The organism is Cupriavidus sp. UGS-1, assembly GCF_021213615.1.
GTDB lineage: Bacteria > Pseudomonadota > Gammaproteobacteria > Burkholderiales > Burkholderiaceae > Cupriavidus.
Window position 1 is genome coordinate 1 of the sequence record NZ_JAJQJF010000033.1, and the last position, 17,267, is coordinate 17,267.

General features: G+C 68.9%; 16 protein-coding genes. 15 read left to right on the forward strand and 1 reads right to left on the reverse strand.

Annotated features, from left to right (window positions below; translation table 11 throughout):
• From odhB to LRR16_RS24245, 12 genes are all read left to right on the forward strand, one after another.
• A partial coding sequence (gene odhB, locus LRR16_RS24190) for a 2-oxoglutarate dehydrogenase complex dihydrolipoyllysine-residue succinyltransferase (RefSeq protein ID WP_232207336.1) occupies positions 1-858 on the forward strand: 858 nt, incomplete at its 5' end.
• A 141-nt stretch (positions 859-999) separates the two neighbouring features.
• On the forward strand, positions 1,000-2,436 hold the full coding sequence (gene lpdA / locus LRR16_RS24195) for a dihydrolipoyl dehydrogenase (RefSeq protein WP_006578588.1): 1,437 nt from the start codon (positions 1,000-1,002) through the stop codon (positions 2,434-2,436).
• Between the two features lie 303 nt (positions 2,437-2,739).
• A complete protein-coding gene (gene zapE / locus LRR16_RS24200) occupies positions 2,740-3,837 on the forward strand; it encodes a cell division protein ZapE (protein ID WP_053822025.1) in 1,098 nt (365 codons plus the stop codon).
• A 113-nt stretch (positions 3,838-3,950) separates the two neighbouring features.
• Positions 3,951-6,635, forward strand: coding sequence for a heavy metal translocating P-type ATPase (locus LRR16_RS24205; protein ID WP_232207337.1), 2,685 nt, complete (start codon positions 3,951-3,953; stop codon positions 6,633-6,635).
• Positions 6,636-6,651: 16 nt separating this feature from the next.
• The gene (gene ccoS / locus LRR16_RS24210) at positions 6,652-6,843 is read left to right on the forward strand and encodes a cbb3-type cytochrome oxidase assembly protein CcoS (RefSeq protein WP_064577224.1); all 192 of its coding nucleotides are present in this window, start codon (positions 6,652-6,654) and stop codon (positions 6,841-6,843) included.
• 146 nt (positions 6,844-6,989) lie between these two features.
• Positions 6,990-8,486, forward strand: coding sequence for a cytochrome-c oxidase, cbb3-type subunit I (gene ccoN / locus LRR16_RS24215; protein ID WP_064577223.1), 1,497 nt, complete (start codon positions 6,990-6,992; stop codon positions 8,484-8,486).
• Between the two features lie 19 nt (positions 8,487-8,505).
• Positions 8,506-9,153, forward strand: a complete 648-nt coding sequence (gene ccoO, locus LRR16_RS24220) for a cytochrome-c oxidase, cbb3-type subunit II (protein ID WP_064577222.1) — start codon at positions 8,506-8,508, stop codon at positions 9,151-9,153.
• 2 nt (positions 9,154-9,155) lie between these two features.
• Positions 9,156-9,365, forward strand: a complete 210-nt coding sequence (locus tag LRR16_RS24225) for a CcoQ/FixQ family Cbb3-type cytochrome c oxidase assembly chaperone (RefSeq protein ID WP_232207338.1) — start codon at positions 9,156-9,158, stop codon at positions 9,363-9,365.
• Positions 9,366-9,369: 4 nt separating this feature from the next.
• Entirely contained in the window at positions 9,370-10,332 is a 963-nt protein-coding gene (gene ccoP, locus LRR16_RS24230; protein ID WP_232207339.1) for a cytochrome-c oxidase, cbb3-type subunit III, read from the forward strand.
• A gap of 52 nt (positions 10,333-10,384) precedes the next feature.
• Entirely contained in the window at positions 10,385-11,824 is a 1,440-nt protein-coding gene (gene ccoG / locus LRR16_RS24235) for a cytochrome c oxidase accessory protein CcoG (protein ID WP_232207340.1), read from the forward strand.
• A gap of 12 nt (positions 11,825-11,836) precedes the next feature.
• Positions 11,837-12,088 (forward strand): FixH family protein, encoded by a 252-nt coding sequence (locus LRR16_RS24240; protein WP_006576829.1) that lies wholly within the window; start codon positions 11,837-11,839, stop codon positions 12,086-12,088.
• Positions 12,085-12,354: a hypothetical protein gene (locus LRR16_RS24245; RefSeq protein ID WP_064577217.1), complete on the forward strand. Its 270-nt coding sequence runs from the start codon at positions 12,085-12,087 to the stop codon at positions 12,352-12,354. Before LRR16_RS24240 ends, LRR16_RS24245 begins: the two co-directional genes overlap by 4 nt.
• A 61-nt stretch (positions 12,355-12,415) precedes the next feature.
• On the opposite strand, the gene fnr is transcribed toward LRR16_RS24245, so the two are convergent.
• On the reverse strand, positions 12,416-13,063 hold the full coding sequence (gene fnr, locus LRR16_RS24250) for a fumarate/nitrate reduction transcriptional regulator Fnr (protein ID WP_370646882.1): 648 nt from the start codon (positions 13,061-13,063) through the stop codon (positions 12,416-12,418).
• 190 nt (positions 13,064-13,253) lie between these two features.
• On the opposite strand from fnr, the gene LRR16_RS24255 reads away from it, so the two are divergent.
• The 3 genes from LRR16_RS24255 to rluB form a co-directional block, all read left to right on the forward strand.
• Positions 13,254-14,027: a sulfite exporter TauE/SafE family protein gene (locus LRR16_RS24255; RefSeq protein ID WP_232207341.1), complete on the forward strand. Its 774-nt coding sequence runs from the start codon at positions 13,254-13,256 to the stop codon at positions 14,025-14,027.
• A 586-nt stretch (positions 14,028-14,613) separates the two neighbouring features.
• Positions 14,614-15,525, forward strand: a complete 912-nt coding sequence (scpB, locus tag LRR16_RS24260) for an SMC-Scp complex subunit ScpB (RefSeq protein ID WP_232207342.1) — start codon at positions 14,614-14,616, stop codon at positions 15,523-15,525.
• 6 nt (positions 15,526-15,531) lie between these two features.
• Positions 15,532-17,267 (forward strand): 23S rRNA pseudouridine(2605) synthase RluB (gene rluB, locus LRR16_RS24265; protein ID WP_232207343.1); only part of this gene is annotated, 1,736 nt, incomplete at its 3' end.

Sequence of the window (17,267 nt, forward strand, 5' to 3'; positions counted from 1 at the left end):
GCCGGCCAGGTCGCCGGCACCGGCAAGGATGGCCGCATCACCAAGGGCGACGTGCTCGCCGCCGGTTCGGCGCCCGCCGCCAAGGCCGCCCCGGCCCCGGCTGCCAAGCCGGCGCTGCAGCAGGTCTCCGCACCGGTCGACTTCGCCGCGCTGGGCGATCGTCCGGAAGAGCGCGTGCCGATGAGCCGCCTGCGCGCCCGTATCGCCGAGCGTCTGCTGCAATCGCAACAGACCAACGCCATCCTCACCACCTTCAACGAAGTCAACATGAAGCCGGTGATGGATCTGCGCAACAAGTACAAGGACCGCTTCGAGAAGGAACACGGCGTCAAGCTGGGCTTCATGTCCTTCTTCGTCAAGGCGGCCGTGCATGCGCTGAAGAAGTACCCGATCATCAACGCCTCGGTCGACGGCAACGACATCGTCTACCACGGCTACTTCGACATCGGCATCGCGGTCGGTTCGCCGCGCGGCCTGGTGGTGCCGATCCTGCGCAATGCCGACCAGATGAGCCTGGCCGACATCGAGAAGAAGATCGCCGAGTTCGGCGCCAAGGCCCGTGACGGCAAGCTGTCGCTGGACGAGCTGTCGGGCGGTACCTTCTCGATCTCGAACGGCGGCGTGTTCGGCTCGATGCTGTCGACCCCGATCATCAACCCGCCGCAATCGGCGATCCTGGGCGTGCACGCGACCAAGGACCGCGCCGTGGTCGAGGACGGCCAGATCGTGATCCGTCCGATGAACTACCTGGCGATGTCCTACGACCACCGCATCATCGACGGCCGCGAAGCCGTGCTGGGCCTGGTGGCGATGAAGGAAGCGCTGGAAGATCCGGCCCGCCTGCTGCTGGACCTGTAATCGCAGCACCCGCCGCGGTCTCCCTGGCGGAGACCGCGCGCCGCTTGGGGCGAGCCCGGCGGCCAACCGAATGCAACACCATGCCGCGCGCCGGCCCCGACCCGAGTCGGGCAGGGCGCGCCGACGCAACGAGGAATTCCCATGAGCAAACAATTCGACGTGCTGGTGATCGGCGCGGGCCCCGGCGGCTATATCGCCGCGATCCGCGCGGGCCAGCTTGGCCTGAACGTCGCCTGCTGCGAAGGCAATCCGTACGACGATCCGAAGGGCGAAGCGCGCCTGGGCGGCACCTGCCTGAACGTCGGCTGCATCCCGTCGAAGGCGATGCTGGCCTCGTCCGAAGAGTACGAGAACGTGCAGCACCACCTGGCCGACCATGGCATCACCGTGGGCGACGTCAAGGTCGATATCGCCAAGATGCTCAAGCGCAAGGACGATATCGTCGGCAAGATGACCAAGGGCATCGAGTTCCTGTTCCGCAAGAACAAGGTCACGCTGTTCAAGGGTTTCGGCAAGTTCGTCGGCAAGAACGCCGACGGCTTCCAGGTCGAGATCGCCGGCAAGGCCGGCACCGAGACCATCACCGCGAAGCAGGTGATCATCGCCACCGGTTCGAAGGCCCGCCATCTGCCCGGCATTCCCGTCGACAACAAGCTGGTCAACGATAACGAGGGCGCGCTCAAGTTCGCCGAGGTGCCGAAGAAGCTGGGCGTGATCGGCGCCGGCGTGATCGGCCTGGAGCTGGGCTCGGTGTGGCGCCGTCTCGGTGCCGACGTGACCGTGCTGGAAGCGCTGCCGGCGTTCCTGGGTGCCGCCGACGAAGGCGTCGCCAAGGAAGCGCAGAAGCTGCTGACCAAGCAGGGCCTGAAGTTCAGCCTGGGCGTCAAGGTCAATGAGGTCAAGACCGGCGACAACAACGTCACCGTGAGCTACACCGACAAGGACGGCAACGCGCAGACGCTGGAAGTCGATCGCCTGATCGTGTCGGTCGGCCGCGTGCCGAATACCGACAACCTGGGCCTCGACGCGATCGGCCTGGCTGCCGACGAGCGCGGCTTCATTCCGGTCGACGACCACTGCGCGACCTCGGTGCCGGGCCTGTGGGCGATCGGCGACGTGGTGCGCGGCCCGATGCTGGCGCACAAGGCCGAGGACGAAGGCGTGGCCGTGGCCGAGCGCATCGCCGGCCAGAAGCCGCACATCGACTACAACTGCATTCCGTGGGTGATCTACACCTACCCGGAAATCGCCTGGGTCGGCAAGACCGAGCAGCAGCTCAAGGCCGAGGGGCGCGAGTACAAGTCGGGCCAGTTCCCGTTCGTGGCCAACGGCCGCGCGCTGGGCATGGGCGCCTCGGACGGCTTCGTCAAGATGCTGGCCGATGCCAAGACCGACGAGATCCTGGGCGTGCACGTGGTCGCGGCCAATGCGTCGGACCTGATCGCCGAAGCCGTGGTGGCGATGGAGTTCAAGGCCGCCAGCGAGGATATCGGCCGCGTGTGCCACCCGCACCCGTCGATGTCCGAGGTGATGCGCGAAGCCGCGCTCGCGGTGGACAAGCGTCAGCTCAATATGTAAGTCCGGTGTCGCCTTCGCCGGCTCGCCGATTGCGGTGGCCGACGCTCTGGCGACAACCTGCTCCCTCTCCCGCTTGCTGATCGCGGGAGCGAGGGCGCTGGCGACAATCTGCTCCCTCTCCCGCTTGCGGGAGAGGGTTGGGGAGAGGGCAGGGGCGCTTGCAAGGGCGCTGCCGGTCGATCGGCCGCTGCTCTCCCTCTCCCCCGGCCCGTCTCCCGCAAGCGGGAGACGGGAGTCTCGCGGTGCGACGGCGTACGCCATGCGTTCGGGGCCGCCGATGCTCCGCTACCACTCCTTCCCCCAATGAACGTCACCGAGTACTACCACCACGAACTGCAGCAGCGCGGCTATCGGTCCGACGAGGCGCAGTTGCGCGCGGTGGCGCGGCTGCAGCAGTGCTACGACGAATGGGTCGCCTACAAGCAGCGGCGCAACAATGCGCTGAAGAAGCTGCTGATCCGGCCCGAGGTACCCAAGGGCGTCTATCTGTGGGGTGGCGTGGGGCGCGGCAAGTCGTTCCTGATGGACAGCTTCTACCACTGCGTGCCGGTGGTCAGGAAGACCCGCCTGCATTTCCACGAGTTCATGCGCGAGGTGCACCGCCAGCTCGAGGAACTGCGCGGCCGGCCCGATCCGCTGGACGAGCTGGCCAAACGGATCGCCCGCAAGTACCGGCTGATCTGTTTCGATGAATTCCATGTCAGCGATGTCGCCGACGCGATGATCCTCCATCGGCTGCTCGAGCAGATGTTCGAGAATGGCGTGCAGTTCGTGATGACGTCGAACTACCGCCCGGACCTGCTGTATCCGGACGGCCTGCATCGCGACCGCATCCTGCCGGCGATCGCGCTGCTCGAGCGCAAGCTCGACGTGCTGAACGTCGATGCCGGCATCGATTACCGCAAGCGCACGCTGGAACAGGTGCAGGCCTATTACACGCCGCTGGACGCCAAGGCCAGCGCGGCGCTGCGGGATGCCTTCGCGGCGCTGGCCGGCATCGCCGACGAATCGCCGATCCTGCATATCGAAAAGCGCGAACTGCACGCGCTGCGCAAGGCCAACGGCGTGGTCTGGTTCGACTTCGCCACGCTGTGCGGCGGCCCGCGTTCGCAGAACGACTATCTGGAGCTGGCCGAGCGCTTCCACACGGTGATCCTGTCGGACGTGCCGAAGATGACGCCGCGGATGTCGTCGGAGGCGCGCCGCTTCACCTGGCTGGTCGATGTGTTCTACGACCACAAGGTCAAGCTGCTGATGTCGGCCGAGGTGCCGCCCGACGAGCTCTATGTCGAAGGCCAGATGGCCAACGAATTCCATCGCACGGTGTCGCGCATCATCGAGATGCAGTCGCGCGAGTATCTCGAGGCGCCGCGGCGCACCGGCGCTACCGAGCTGGCCTGAACGGCCCCGGCACGCCGCAGCTCAGTCAGGGGCGCCGTTTGCGTGCGCCTTGACCGGGATCAAACCGCCGCCCGGCGGCGATCCCTAGAATCGATCGGACATCCAGGACCACGATGCCGATCGCTTTCGCTCCTTCTTCCCACGCCCAACCATCCGGGTCCGCCGTGCAGGCGGACGCCGCTACGGACGCCAACGCGGACGCCAACGCGGACGCCACCTCGTGCTTCCACTGCGGGCTGCCGGCCGGCGCCGCGCCGGACGTGCTGCGCGCGCAGGTCGGCGGGAGATCGCGCCGCTTCTGCTGCGCCGGCTGCCTGGCGCTGGCGCAGGCACTGGACCAGGCCGGTTTCGCACATCTGTATGCCGGCGAATTCCGCTTCGGCCGGCCGCTCGACGCGGCGGCACGGGCGCGGCTGGAGCCGGTCTGGCAGGCCTACGACACCGACGAGCTGCGCGCGCGCTTCGTGCGGCGGCTTGATGGCGCGGGTCAGGCGCGGGCGCAGGAACGACCGCAGCACCGCTTCGAAATCACGCTGGCGCCCGAGAACATCCGCTGCGCCGCCTGCGCCTGGCTGATCGAGCAGAAGCTGGCGCAGCTGCCCGGCGTCGAGTCGGCGGTCGCCAATCTGGCCACGCGCCGCGTGCTGGTGCGCTGGCGCGGCGGCGCGCTGACCGTCGCGGGGCTGCTCGGCGCGCTCGCCGATATCGGCTACACCGCGTGGCCGTTCGAGTTCTCCGCGGCGGACCGCCGGGACAGCGTGGCCGGGCGCGGGCTGCTGATGCGGCTGGCGGTGGCGATGCTCGGCATGATGCAGGTGATGATGTACGCGTGGCCCGTCTATACGCACGAGGGCACGATCGCCGCGACGCATCTGCGGCTGCTGCAATGGGCGAGCCTCGCGCTGACGCTGCCGGTGATCGTCTACAGCGCGGCGCCGATCTTTGCGGGCGCCTGGCGCAGCCTGCGCCAGCGCCATGTCGGCATGGATGTGCCGGTCGCGCTGGGCCTGGCGGCGGCGTTCGGCGCCAGCCTGCTTGCCACCGTGCGCGGCAGCGGCGAGGTCTACTACGACTCGGTGACGATGTTCGTCGCCTTGCTGCTGCTGGCACGCTATCTCGAATTGCGCGTGCGGCAGGCTTCGCGCAGCGGCGCCGAGATGCTGGCGCGGCAGCTGCCGGCCACCTGCGAGCAGTTATTGCCCGATGGCACGGAGCGCCGCGTGCCGGTCGCGCGGCTGTCCCCCGGCGACCGCGTGCGCGTGCGGGCCGGCGAGATCGTGCCGGCCGACGGCCAGATCGTCGAAGGGGGCAGCGATCTGGACGAGTCGATGCTGAGCGGCGAGAGCCGGCCGGTGCCGCGCGGGCCCGGGCAATCTGTGCTGGCCGGCTGCTACAACGCCAGCAGTCCGCTGGTGATCGAAGTGCGCCGCGTCGGAGCAAGCACGCGCCTGGCTGAAATCGTCGCGCTGCTAGAGCGTGCGCTGGCGGACAAGCCGCGCCTCGCGGTGATCGCCGATCGCGTGGCGGCGTGGTTCGTCGCGGCGCTGCTGCTCATTGCGCTGGCCGTGGGGCTGCTGTGGTGGACCATCGCCCCGGCGCGCGCGCTGATGGTGACCGTCGCGGTGCTGGTGGTCAGCTGCCCGTGCGCCCTGTCGCTGGCCACGCCCGCGGCGCTGGCGGCGGCCGGTGCGGCGCTGTCGCGGCGCGGCGTGCTGCTGACGCGCGGCCATGCGCTGGAAACGCTGGCCGATGTCACCGATGTCGTGCTGGACAAGACCGGCACGCTGACCGAGGGACGCTTCGCCGTCGCCAACGTGATTGCGCTCGGCGCCTTGGCGCAGTCCGAATGCCTGGCGCTGGCCGGCGCGCTGTGCCGCGGCGGGGAGCATCCGGTGGCGCGGGCGCTGGTCGCCGCGGCTGGGGACCGGACATTCGCACGACGATTGACGCGATTGCGCAACCATCCGGGACAGGGTGTGGAGGCGTTGCTCGACGGCCGCCCGATCCGGATCGGGCGGCGCGATTTCGTTGACGCGCTCGCGATGTGCGGCGACGACGATGATGACTCCGACAACGTCTCCGACAACGCCTCCAGCAACGCCTCCAGCAACGCGTCCGACAAGGCCGTCAAAAACAGTACGAACAACGCCGCCGGCGATCAGGCAGCTCTCGACGCGCTGCGCCACCATCTGCACGACGGCGCGTCGCCGGTGTGGTTGGGCGACCGGCACGGCCTGCTTGCCGTCTTCGTGCTGTCGGACACCGAGCGCGGGCAGGCGGCCGAGCTGCTGGCGCGCCTGCGCGCGCTGGGCTTGCGCTGTCATCTGATATCGGGCGACAGCCAGGCGACGGTGTGCTGGTGGGCCCGGCATTTCGGCATCGACGCCGCGCACGGGCGCGTCAGTCCCGAGGGCAAGCGCGACTACGTGGCGGCGCTGCAGCGCGACGGCGCCGTGGTGCTCGCGATCGGCGACGGCATCAACGATGGGCCGGTGCTGGCGCAGGCGCAGGTGTCGATCGCGCTGGGCAGCGGCGCGCCGCTCGCGCAGGTCGGTGCCGACGCGGTGCTGACCCACGACGGCATCGCCGACGTCGCCACCGCGCTGGCGATCGCGCGCCGCACGCGGGCGGTGATCCGGCAGAACCTCGGCTGGGCCTTCGCGTACAACGTGGTGGCCATTCCGCTGGCCGCGAGCGGCCACGTCACCGCATGGATGGCCGGCGTCGGCATGTCGCTGTCCTCGCTGCTGGTGGTCGCCAATGCCTGGCGCCTGCTGCGCGTGCCGAAGGGGCGCTAGCGATGGACGCGCTGTAATGGATACGCTGTTCCTGCTGGTGCCGATGAGCCTCGCGCTGGTCGTGCTGATCGCGGCCGCGTTGTGGTGGGCGCTGCGCGCCGGCCAATACGACGATCTCGAGCGGCCGGGGCAGGCGATCCTGCTCGACAACGACCGTCCCGATATGCCCCAAAACGCAGGCGGGCGCCGCGGCGCGGCCGCGCCGTAGCGATGGCCGTTGCGTGAATCACTACCGAGGTTCCCCGGGGCGCGGTGCATCTGCACGGCGCTTGATCCGGATCAAGGGCGCGCCGTCCGACCCCCTCTACATTGTCCCCATCGATTTCTAATCCATATCCATCCTTGGGGGTCTGAATGGATGTCACCGCCGCCGGCCTGACCGGCACGGCCACGCCCGCGCGCGCCGCCGACACCTTCAACTATCACGTCGTGAGGCAATTCGCCGTCATGACCGTGGTATGGGGCATCGTCGGCATGGCGGTCGGCGTGCTGCTTGCCGCGCAACTGATCTGGCCTGAACTCAATTTCGATACGCCGTGGCTGTCGTTCGGACGGCTGCGTCCGCTGCATACCAATGCGGTGATCTTCGCCTTCGGCGGCAGCGCGCTGTTCGCGACGTCGTACTACGTGGTGCAGCGGACCTGCCAGGCGCGCCTGTTCGCCGGGCCGCTGGCGGCGTTCACCTTCTGGGGCTGGCAAGCGGTGATCGTCGCCGCGGCGATCACGCTGCCGCTGGGCATCACGACCTCGAAGGAATACGCCGAGCTGGAATGGCCGATCGACCTGCTGATCACGGCGGTATGGGTCGCTTACGCGATCGTGTTCTTCGGCACCATCGCCCGCCGCAAGACCCGCCACATCTACGTGGCCAACTGGTTTTTCGGCGCCTACATCCTGACGATCGCGATCCTGCATGTCGTCAACAACATCGAGCTGCCGGCGTCGCTGTGGAAGTCGTATTCCGCCTATGCCGGCGTGCAGGACGCGATGGTGCAGTGGTGGTACGGCCATAACGCGGTCGGCTTCTTCCTGACCACCAGCTTCCTCGGCATGATGTACTACTTCATTCCGAAGCAGGCCGAGCGCCCGATCTACTCGTACCGGCTGTCGATCGTCCATTTCTGGGCGCTGAACTTCACCTATATGTGGGCCGGTCCCCACCATCTGCAATACACCGCGCTGCCCGACTGGGCGCAATCGCTGGGCATGGTGTTCTCGCTGATCCTGCTGGCGCCGTCTTGGGGCGGCATGATCAACGGGATCATGACGATGTCGGGGGCCTGGCACAAGCTGCGTACCGATCCGATCCTGAAGTTCCTGGTGGTGGCGCTGTCCTTCTACGGCATGGCGACCTTCGAGGGTTCGATGATGTCGATCAAGACGGTCAACGCGCTGTCGCACTACACCGACTGGACCATCGGCCACGTGCATTCGGGCGCGCTGGGCTGGGTCGCGATGATCACGATCGGCTCGCTGTACTACCTGGTGCCGCGGCTGTTCGGCCAGCAGAAGATGTACAGCACGCGCCTGATCGAATGGCACTTCTGGATCGCGACCATCGGCGTGGTGCTCTATATCGCCTCGATGTGGATCGCCGGCGTGATGGAAGGCCTGATGTGGCGCGCCACGCAGCCCGACGGCACGCTGACCTATGCCTTCGTCGAAGCGGTCAAGGCCAAGACGCCGTTCTACCTGATCCGTCTGCTGGGCGGCCTGTGCTTCCTCGCCGGCATGCTGGTGATGGCGTGGAACGTGGCGCGCACCATCGCCGGCCGCCGCGCCTTCGATGCGGTGATTCCGGCGAGTGCCAGTGCCGCGGCCGCCGTGGCCGCGACCGCCCCCGCAGCCTGAACGTCATCCGGATTCCATCATGTCCCAACAACGACGCTTCCTTTCGCACGAGACGCTGGAGAAGAACATCGGCTGGCTGATCCTGTGCACCATCGTGGTGGTCAGCATTGCCGGCTTCGTGCAGATCCTGCCGCTGTTCTTCCAGCATTCGACCACCCAGCCCGATCCGGGCATCGTCCCTTACTCGCCGCTGCGGCTGATGGGGCGCGACATCTATATCCGCGAGGGCTGCGTCGGCTGCCATTCGCAACAGGTGCGCACGCTGCAGGCCGAGGTCGAGCGCTACGGCCCTTACTCGACCGCGGGCGAGTCGGTCTACGACCATCCGTTCCTGTGGGGCTCCAAGCGGACCGGCCCCGATCTGGCGCGCGTCGGCGGCCGCTACTCGGACGACTGGCAGCGCATCCATCTGCGCAATCCGCGCGACGTCGTGCCCGAGTCGGTGATGCCTTCGTATCCGTGGCTGGCCAGGACGGCGCTGCCGACCGACGACATCCGCCAGCGCATGCGCACGCTGCGCACGCTCGGCGTGCCGTACAGCGAGGCCGACATCGAAACGGCGCCCGACGCGCTGAAGGGAAAGACCGAAGAGGACGCGCTGGTGGCCTATCTGCAGGGCCTCGGCACCAATCGGCGCGCCGTGGGCACGCCCAGCGCAGGGCAATGACCATGGCGACCTTGACCGCGTTTTCCACGCTGATCTTCCTCGTCGTCTTTATCGGCATCGTCTGCTGGGCGTGGTCCAGCGGCCGGCGCCACGCCAATCGGGAAGCCGCCTGGCTGCCGTTCGCGCTGCCCGACGAGGCCGGCAGCGACAAAACCAGCGACAACACCAGCGGCGGCGCCGCGCGTCCGCAGGCCATCGAGCAGGGACATTGATGTCATGAGCGACTTTATTTCGGATTTCTGGGGCTACTACATCGGCGCGATCGCGCTGGGCGGCATCGTCTGGTGCGTCTGGCTGCTGTTTTCGCAGACGCGCGTCGCCAAGGGAGCGGCCGCATCGAACGCGCCCGCGGGCGCCGATCACGGTGCACCGACGCAGGACACCGGCCACGTCTGGGACGGCGATCTGCGCGAGCTGAACAACCCGCTGCCCCGCTGGTGGATGTGGATGTTCCTGCTGAGCTGCCTGTTCGCACTCGGCTATCTGGTGCTGTATCCGGGCCTCGGCGCGTATCGCGGCATGCTCGGCTTCACCAGCCAGGGCGAGCTGGCGGCGCAGCGGCAGGCCGCGCTGCGCGGCCAGCAGGCGGTGTACGGCAAGTACATGGATCTGAAGATCGAACAGGTGGCCGCCGATCCCGAGGCGCGCGAGATCGGGCAGCGGCTGTTCCTGAACTACTGCGCGCAGTGCCATGGGTCCGATGCGCGCGGCAGCCGCGGCTTTCCCGACCTGACCGACCGCGACTGGCTCCATGGCGGCGATCCGGCCACGATCATGCACAGCATCGCCAAGGGCCGGCATGGCGTGATGCCGTCGTTCGCCGCCGTCATCGACGAGAAGGGCGCCGGCGATGTCGCGCAATACGTGCGATCGCTGGCGGGCCTGGCCTTCAACCCGATCCGCGCGGCACGCGGCGAGCCGTTGTTCAAGTCGACCTGCGTCGCCTGCCACGGTGGCGCCGGCAAGGGTAACCAGGCGCTCGGCGCGCCCAACCTGACCGACAAGGTCTGGCTGCACGGCAGCGCCGAGGCGAATATCGTCAAGGCGATCCTGCAGGGACACGACAACCGGATGCCCGCGCACGAGGACATCCTGACGCCCGAGCGCATCCGCATGCTGACCGCATACGTGTGGGGACTGTCGGCCGACAGCGGCACGATGCCGGCCGCGGGGCAATGATGGACACCGCTTGCGGCAACCGGTCTCGCATGCCGACTCATCCGGAGCAGCCATGAACGCGCCAGGCATCGACTCGGCCGAGGCCTCGCTGTACGAGGTCCGGCGCAAGATCTATCCGCGCGCCGTGAGCGGGGCGTTCGCCAACTGGCGCATCGCCATGGTGCTGGCCACGCAGCTGGTGTTCTACGGCACGCCGTGGCTGCAATGGAACGGCCGCCAGGCGGTGCTGTTCGACCTCGGCGCGCGCAAGTTCTATCTGTTCGGCCTGGTGCTGTGGCCGCAGGACGTGATCTACCTGGCGGTACTGCTGGTGATCTCGGCGCTGTCGCTGTTCCTGTTCACCGCGATCGCCGGACGGCTGTTCTGCGGCTATGCCTGTCCGCAGACGGTCTACACCGAGATCTTCCTGTGGATCGAGCGCAAGGTCGAGGGCGACCGCATCGCGCGCATCCGGCTCGACGGCGAACGCTGGAGCCCGCGCAAGCTGCGGCTGAAGGCGACCAAGCATCTGCTGTGGATCGCGATCGCGCTGTGGACGGGCTTTACCTTCGTCGGCTACTTCTCGCCGATCGACGCGCTGGGCCGTGCGGTGCTGGACCTGTCCACCGGGCCGTGGGAAACGTTCTGGATCGGCTTCTACGCGTTCGCCACCTGGGGCAACGCCGGCTTCATGCGCGAGCAGGTCTGCAAGTACATGTGCCCGTATGCGCGGTTCCAGAGCGTGATGGTCGACAAGGACACCTATGTGGTGACCTACGACACGCAGCGCGGCGAGCCGCGCGGCTCGCGCTCGCGCAAGGCCGACCCGCGCGCGCTGGGCATCGGCGATTGCGTGGACTGCAGCATCTGCGTGCAGGTGTGCCCGACCGGCATCGATATCCGCGACGGGCTGCAGTACGAGTGCATCGGCTGCGGGGCCTGCATCGATGCCTGCAACCAGGTCATGGACAAGATGCGCTATCCGCGCGGACTGATTCGCTACACCTCCGAGAACGCGATGCGGCGCGCGCTGTCCGCGGCCAATGCGCGCCGCCGCGTGGTACGCCCGCGCATCGTGCTGTATGCGGTGCTGTGGCTGGCGCTGGCCGGCGGCTTCGTCTGGTCGGTCGCGGTGCGCACGCCGCTGAAGGTGGACATCATCCGCGACCGGCAGGCGCTGGCGCGCGAAGTGGAAGGGCGCTGGATCGAGAACGTCTACCGGCTGCAGCTGATCAATACCACCGAAGGCGAACTGGACGTGGCCATCGCGGCGGAAAGTCCTGGCCTGCCGGGGCTGTCCGTCGAATACGAGCGCGCTGCCGGCCATCTGGCGCCTACATCGAACCGGCTGCTGCCGCTGCGGCTGCGCGTGCCGCTGGAGCAGGCCGCGTCGGGCACCCATGTGGTCGACATCGTCGTCAGCGGCTCGCCCGCAGCGCCTGGGGCCGGGCCCGGAGCCGAGCGCGTGCAGGTGCGGCAGTCCACCCGCTTTTTCGTTCCCGACCAACCGTAACGAGGCATCGACATGTCCCAATGCAAACCGTGGTGGAAGGAGCCGTGGCCGTGGCTGCTGATCAGTGGCCCGGCGCTGGCGATGATCGGCTGTGCGGTGACGATCTGGGTCGCGCTGCGGCACGCGGACCGGCCGATCGTCGACGGCGTGGTGCGTCAGGGGCTGCTGGTCCGGCAGGCGGCGACGCCGGCGGCGGTGGCGGCTTCGGCTGCCACGCAGGACTCGCGCGACGCGGTCGATCCCCGATCGGTGGCACGGCCATGAAGGCGCGCTGGCTGATGTGGGTGCTGTGGCCCGCCTTCGTCGGCGCGGCCGTGGCCTTCGTGCTGGTGTTTTCGCTGATCGATCCGCGCGATCTGCGCGTCTTCGGGCGGCCGCTCGAGCTGTCGCACGGCGCCATCTATACGATCGGCTTCGCGGTCGCGTGGGCGGTGTGCGCGCTGTCCAGCGCGCTGACGCTGTGCATGCTGCCGGCATCGATGCTGGCCCCGATGTCGTCGCCGATGTCGGCGGCCGACGAACTGGAGTAGGGCGATGGCAATGCTGGCAGCGGCTGCCGCGGGCGTCACTGCCGCGACTGCCGCGCGGGGATCAGCAGGCGGTCTTGCCCAGCAGCTGGCGGATGCCGTCCATGTCGACCAGCTTCACGTGGCGCTGGCGGATCTGGATCAGGCCGGCCTCGGCGAAGCGCGAGAACAGCCGGCTGACGGTCTCGAGCTTCAGGCCCAGATAGCTGCCGATTTCCTCGCGGCTCATCCGCAGCACGAACTCGGACGGCGAATAGCCGCGTGCCGACAGGCGCTCGGACAGGCTGATCAGGAAGCCCGCCAGCCGCTCCTCCGCGCGCATCGAGCCCAGCGTGATCAGCATCATCTGGTCCTGCGTGATTTCCCGGCTCATCAGCCGCATGAACTGGTGCTGCAGCGAAGGCAGCGAGGCCGACAGCGTCTGGATCTCGTCGTAGCGCACCACGCAGACCTCGGTGTCCTCGAGCGCGGTCGCGTCCGACGCATGCCGCATCTCGGTCAGCCCATCGAAGCCGACCACTTCGCCGGGCAGATGAAAGCCGGTGATCTGCGCGCGGCCGTCTTCCATCGTCACGTGGGTCTTCAGCGTGCCGAAGCGGATCGCATAGACCGCGTCGAGCGGATCGCCGAGGCGATACAGCGGTTCGCCCTTGCGCACGCGCACGCGCTCCTGCACCAGCGTGTCCATCTTCTCGACGTCCTGCGCCGACATGCCGACCGGCAGGCACAGCTGTCCCAGCGAGCAGGTGGAGCAGCGGGTCGATTGGTCGTTCAGGGGAATGGCGTTCAGCAATTGGAATCCGCGCGAAGGGAAGGGACTGCCATCGACGGCGCGATGGGGGCGATGGGCGTGAAGCAAGCGGCCATTCTACCGTGCTCCATGCCGGCGAGGGGAGCCTGACATGGCGATCGGCGTACTGGCCAGCGTGTTTCTGCTGGCGCTGTTGGGCGGCGTCCACTGTGCGGCGATGTGCGGCGGCATCGCGCTGGTGCTCGAGGGCAACGATGCCGGGCAGGCCGCGCCGGTGGCGCTGTACCGCAGCCGCGCGGCGTGGGTGCGCGAACTGCTGGTGCTGCATGCCGGCCGCCTGAGCGCCTACGCCTTGCTCGGCGCATTGCTGGGCGCGGTCGGCGCGGCCGCCTGGAAGGCGCAGTATCTGCCCGTGCAGCGGGCGCTGTTCGCGGCCGGCAGCGCGAGCCTGCTGCTGGCGGGGCTGTGGACGTTGGGTGCCGCGCGGCTGGTTGGAACGATCCCCGGCGTCGATGCCGTGGCGCGGCGGCTCGCCGCGCGCTGGGCGCGCTGGGGCGCAAGGGCCATCGCGCGCAAGGAAACCGGCGCCGCCCCGCGCGGCGCCCGGCGCCTGTTGCGCCGCTACGTCGCCGGACTGGCCTGGGGGCTGGTGCCCTGCGGCATGGTCTACGCCGCGCTCGCGCTGGCCTTGCTGGCCGGCAGCGCCGCGTCGGGCGCGCTGGTGATGCTGGCCTTCGGCGTCGGTACGCTGCCCAATCTGCTGATGCTGTCGAGCCTGTCGGCGGGCCTGCGCGTGCTGGCGCGCCGGCCATGGGTCCGCCGCGGCATCGGCGCGGCGGTCGCGCTGTTCGGCGCGGCCGGTCTTGCGCGGGCCGCGATGCTTCCCGAGACGCTGGCCGCGCACGGCTTCTGCCTGACACTGTGAGGCCGGGCGCCGCCCGCCCGCGAAGGCCGCGGTTGCAGGCCGGCGCGGGAATGCCATACAATCGCGGGAAGCCACGGCGACCGGGCCGCTTTCGCGCAGGTGTCGTGGTCGCCCGGTCGCGCTTGATCCAGGCGTCTGTCACGGCACTCATGGGTTTCCATACCCATCTCCCTCCCCGCACTGTCCGGCTAGAACATCCGATGTCGACATCGGCCAAGAATACCGGCCAGCGGCGTGGCAGCGAGGGGCCCGACAGGCTGCACGCCAGGCCATGACCAAGTTGTCTCGCATTCCGGACGGTCGCGGCTGTCCGGGCGTGTCGGCCGCAACAGGGGAGACGGCGCGACGCGCTGGTCCTTCCGCCGACCGATTTCGGGAGACGGGCGGACGATCTTCTGCCGGAACGGACCGGCAATCGATGCACCGATGAGAAGCGCGCGGACCCGATGCGGCAAGCATCCCGGTCGGCTGCGCGATGAATGGCGGCAGGCGTCCCTGAAGCGGAACGCGCGCCGCTGAATCGACCAATCTCCAGCGCGTCCGGGTGTCACGGACGCAGATGCAAAGACAGGCCGCACACCACAACATGAATACCCAAGAGGCGAAAATCGTCCTCGAGACGGCGCTGATCTGCGCGCAGGAGCCGCTGCGCGTCGCCGATCTGCGCCGCTTGTTCGCCGACGATGTCGGCGCCGACACGATCCGTGTTCTGCTGGAGGAGTTGCGCAAGGACTGGGAGCCGCGCGGTGTCGAACTGGTGGCGCTGGCGAGCGGCTGGCGCTTCCAGAGCCGTCCGGCGATGCGCGAATACCTTGACCGGCTCAATCCCGAAAAGCCGCCCAAATATTCGCGCGCGGTGATGGAGACGCTGGCCATCATCGCCTATCGCCAGCCGGTCACGCGCGGCGATATCGAGGAAATCCGCGGCGTCACGGTCAGCACCGAGGTCATCAAGAAGCTCGAGGATCGCAGCTGGATCGAGATCATTGGCCATCGCGACGTGCCAGGCAAGCCGGCGCTGTACGCAACCACCAAGACCTTCCTCGACGACCTGGGGCTGCGTACGCTGGATGAACTGCCGCCGCTGGAGGATCCGCAGGCGCAGGTCCAGGCAGCGCTGCTGAACCAGGGCGCCATCGACTTCGAAGAGGTCGCCACCGCGGCCGGCGCCGATGAGGAAACCTTCGCCGCGGCGCCGGAAGGTGTGGCGCAGGCGGATGGCGTCGCTGCGGTCGATGCGGTCGATGCGGTCGATGTTGCGGAACAGGCAGACGAGACGCCGCCGCAGGCCGATACCGACGAACCGGCCGAACCTGAAATACCTGCCGAATCCGCGGAGATGCCCGCCGCCGCGGCCGCCGAAGATACCGGCGACGCTGCCGCGGAAGCCGCCGACGCTGCTGACGCTGCCGGCCAGACAGCCGACCAGGCCGACGCCGACGCGCCCCAACTCGATGAACGCGATGCCGACGAGCAAGGCGCGCGCGTCCCGAACTAACACCAGATGCAACAAGCGAGTGTGAATACTTTGTCCGACTCTATCGATCAAGACGTGCGCGAGGCCGAGACGCCTGCCGAGGGCGCCGCGCCGCGCCGCAAGGGCCTGCGCCGCGGGCTGCGCAATCTGGTGGCCTCGCGCCGCCAGGCCGCGCAGGACCGCGATGCCGCCGACGCCGTGGCAGGCGAAGCCGGCGCGGCGGTGGCGCCCGAGGGTGGCGCCACGGCGGCGCCCGCGCCCGGATCGCGAGGCGGACGCGGCCGTCGCGCCAAGCCCGCCGAAGGCGACGCGTCGCGCGAGAACGCCGGCAAGCGCCGCGGCCGCGGCAATGCCGGCAATGCCGGCAATGCAGGCAATGCCGGCCAGGGCGGCGGCCAGAACGCAGGCCAGCAGGCTGGCGCGAGAACGGAAGGCGCGCGCCCGGAAGGCGAGGGCGGCAACAACGGCCAGCCCCGTCCGGCCGGCAAGCGCAAGGGCGGCAAGAACGCGGCCCGGCCCGCCAGGGGCGCCGGCAAGCCGGCCGCGCCGACGGCGGACAAGGGCGGCGCCAGGCCGGCCGCGAAGGGCGACAAGAGCGCCGCGGCCGAGGACCTGTTCCGCTTCGTGATCTCGGGCCAGTACGACGCCGACGGCGGCGCGGCGGGCCCGGCGCGCAAGGCCAAGCCGGTGCGCGAACTGTCCGCCGAGGACGACGCGCCCAAGCTGCACAAGGTGCTGGCCGAAGGCGGCCTCGGTTCGCGCCGTGAAATGGAAGAGCTGATCCTGCAGGGCCGCGTCTCGGTCAACGGGTTGCCCGCGCATATCGGGCAGCGGATCCTGCCGACCGACCAGGTCCGCGTCAACGGCAAGCTGATCCATCGCCGTGTGACCACCAAGCCCCCGCGCGTGCTGCTGTATCACAAGCCGTCGGGCGAGATCGTCAGCCAGTCGGATCCGGAAGGCCGCCCGACCGTGTTCGACAGCCTGCCGCGCCTGAAGACCGCCAAATGGGTCGCCGTGGGCCGGCTGGACTTCAACACCGAAGGCCTGCTGATCTTCACGACGTCCGGCGATATCGCCAACCGCTTCATGCACCCGCGCTACGGCGTCGAACGCGAATACGCGGTGCGCACGCTGGGCGAGCTCGCCGAAGCGGATCGCCAGCGCCTGCTGCACGGCATCCAGCTCGACGATGGCCAGGCCAACTTCCTGCGCATCGTCGACGGCGGCGGCGAAGGGGTCAACCACTGGTATCACGTGGCGCTGACCGAAGGCCGCAACCGCGAGGTGCGCCGCATGTTCGAGGCGGTCGGCCTGACCGTGTCGCGGCTGATCCGTACCCGCTATGGCCAGTTCCTGCTGCCGAGGGGCCTGAAGCGCGGCCGCTGGCAGGAGCTCGAGCCCGAGGAGGTGCGCGCGATGATGGCCGCGATCGGCCTGAAGGCGCCGGCCAAGCAGGCAGGCGCGCCGAAGGGGGCGACCAAGGTCGGCGGCCGCAAGCAGCGCGAGCAGGCCGCGATCGAGGGCCGGCCGATGGCGACCGGCATGGACGGCCTGCCGCGGTTCAACAAGGAAGGTGGCCGCGGCGGTGCCAATCGCGGCCAGCCCGATCCGATGCAGACGTCGATGGGCTATATCACCGCGCCGACGCTGCTGACCTCGCACACCGGCAAGTTCGCGGCGGGCGTCGGCCTGCCGCAGCAGCCGGGCATGCGCGGGCCGGCCGGCGGCGGCCGCGGCGGTCCGCGTGGCGGTGCCCGCGG

What these genes read in the sequence shown, in the direction of transcription:
- lpdA (WP_006578588.1), top strand. Translation starts at nt 1,000, where the DNA reads ATGAGCAAACAATTCGACGTGCTGGTGATCGGCGCGGGCCCCGGCGGC.
- zapE (WP_053822025.1), top strand. Translation starts at nt 2,740, where the DNA reads ATGAACGTCACCGAGTACTACCACCACGAACTGCAGCAGCGCGGCTAT.
- LRR16_RS24205 (WP_232207337.1), top strand. Translation starts at nt 3,951, where the DNA reads ATGCCGATCGCTTTCGCTCCTTCTTCCCACGCCCAACCATCCGGGTCC.
- ccoS (WP_064577224.1), top strand. Translation starts at nt 6,652, where the DNA reads ATGGATACGCTGTTCCTGCTGGTGCCGATGAGCCTCGCGCTGGTCGTG.
- ccoN (WP_064577223.1), top strand. Translation starts at nt 6,990, where the DNA reads ATGGATGTCACCGCCGCCGGCCTGACCGGCACGGCCACGCCCGCGCGC.
- ccoO (WP_064577222.1), top strand. Translation starts at nt 8,506, where the DNA reads ATGTCCCAACAACGACGCTTCCTTTCGCACGAGACGCTGGAGAAGAAC.
- LRR16_RS24225 (WP_232207338.1), top strand. Translation starts at nt 9,156, where the DNA reads ATGGCGACCTTGACCGCGTTTTCCACGCTGATCTTCCTCGTCGTCTTT.
- ccoP (WP_232207339.1), top strand. Translation starts at nt 9,370, where the DNA reads ATGAGCGACTTTATTTCGGATTTCTGGGGCTACTACATCGGCGCGATC.
- ccoG (WP_232207340.1), top strand. Translation starts at nt 10,385, where the DNA reads ATGAACGCGCCAGGCATCGACTCGGCCGAGGCCTCGCTGTACGAGGTC.
- LRR16_RS24240 (WP_006576829.1), top strand. Translation starts at nt 11,837, where the DNA reads ATGTCCCAATGCAAACCGTGGTGGAAGGAGCCGTGGCCGTGGCTGCTG.
- LRR16_RS24245 (WP_064577217.1), top strand. Translation starts at nt 12,085, where the DNA reads ATGAAGGCGCGCTGGCTGATGTGGGTGCTGTGGCCCGCCTTCGTCGGC.
- fnr (WP_370646882.1), bottom strand. Translation starts at nt 13,063, where the DNA reads ATGTCGGCGCAGGACGTCGAGAAGATGGACACGCTGGTGCAGGAGCGC.
- LRR16_RS24255 (WP_232207341.1), top strand. Translation starts at nt 13,254, where the DNA reads ATGGCGATCGGCGTACTGGCCAGCGTGTTTCTGCTGGCGCTGTTGGGC.
- scpB (WP_232207342.1), top strand. Translation starts at nt 14,614, where the DNA reads ATGAATACCCAAGAGGCGAAAATCGTCCTCGAGACGGCGCTGATCTGC.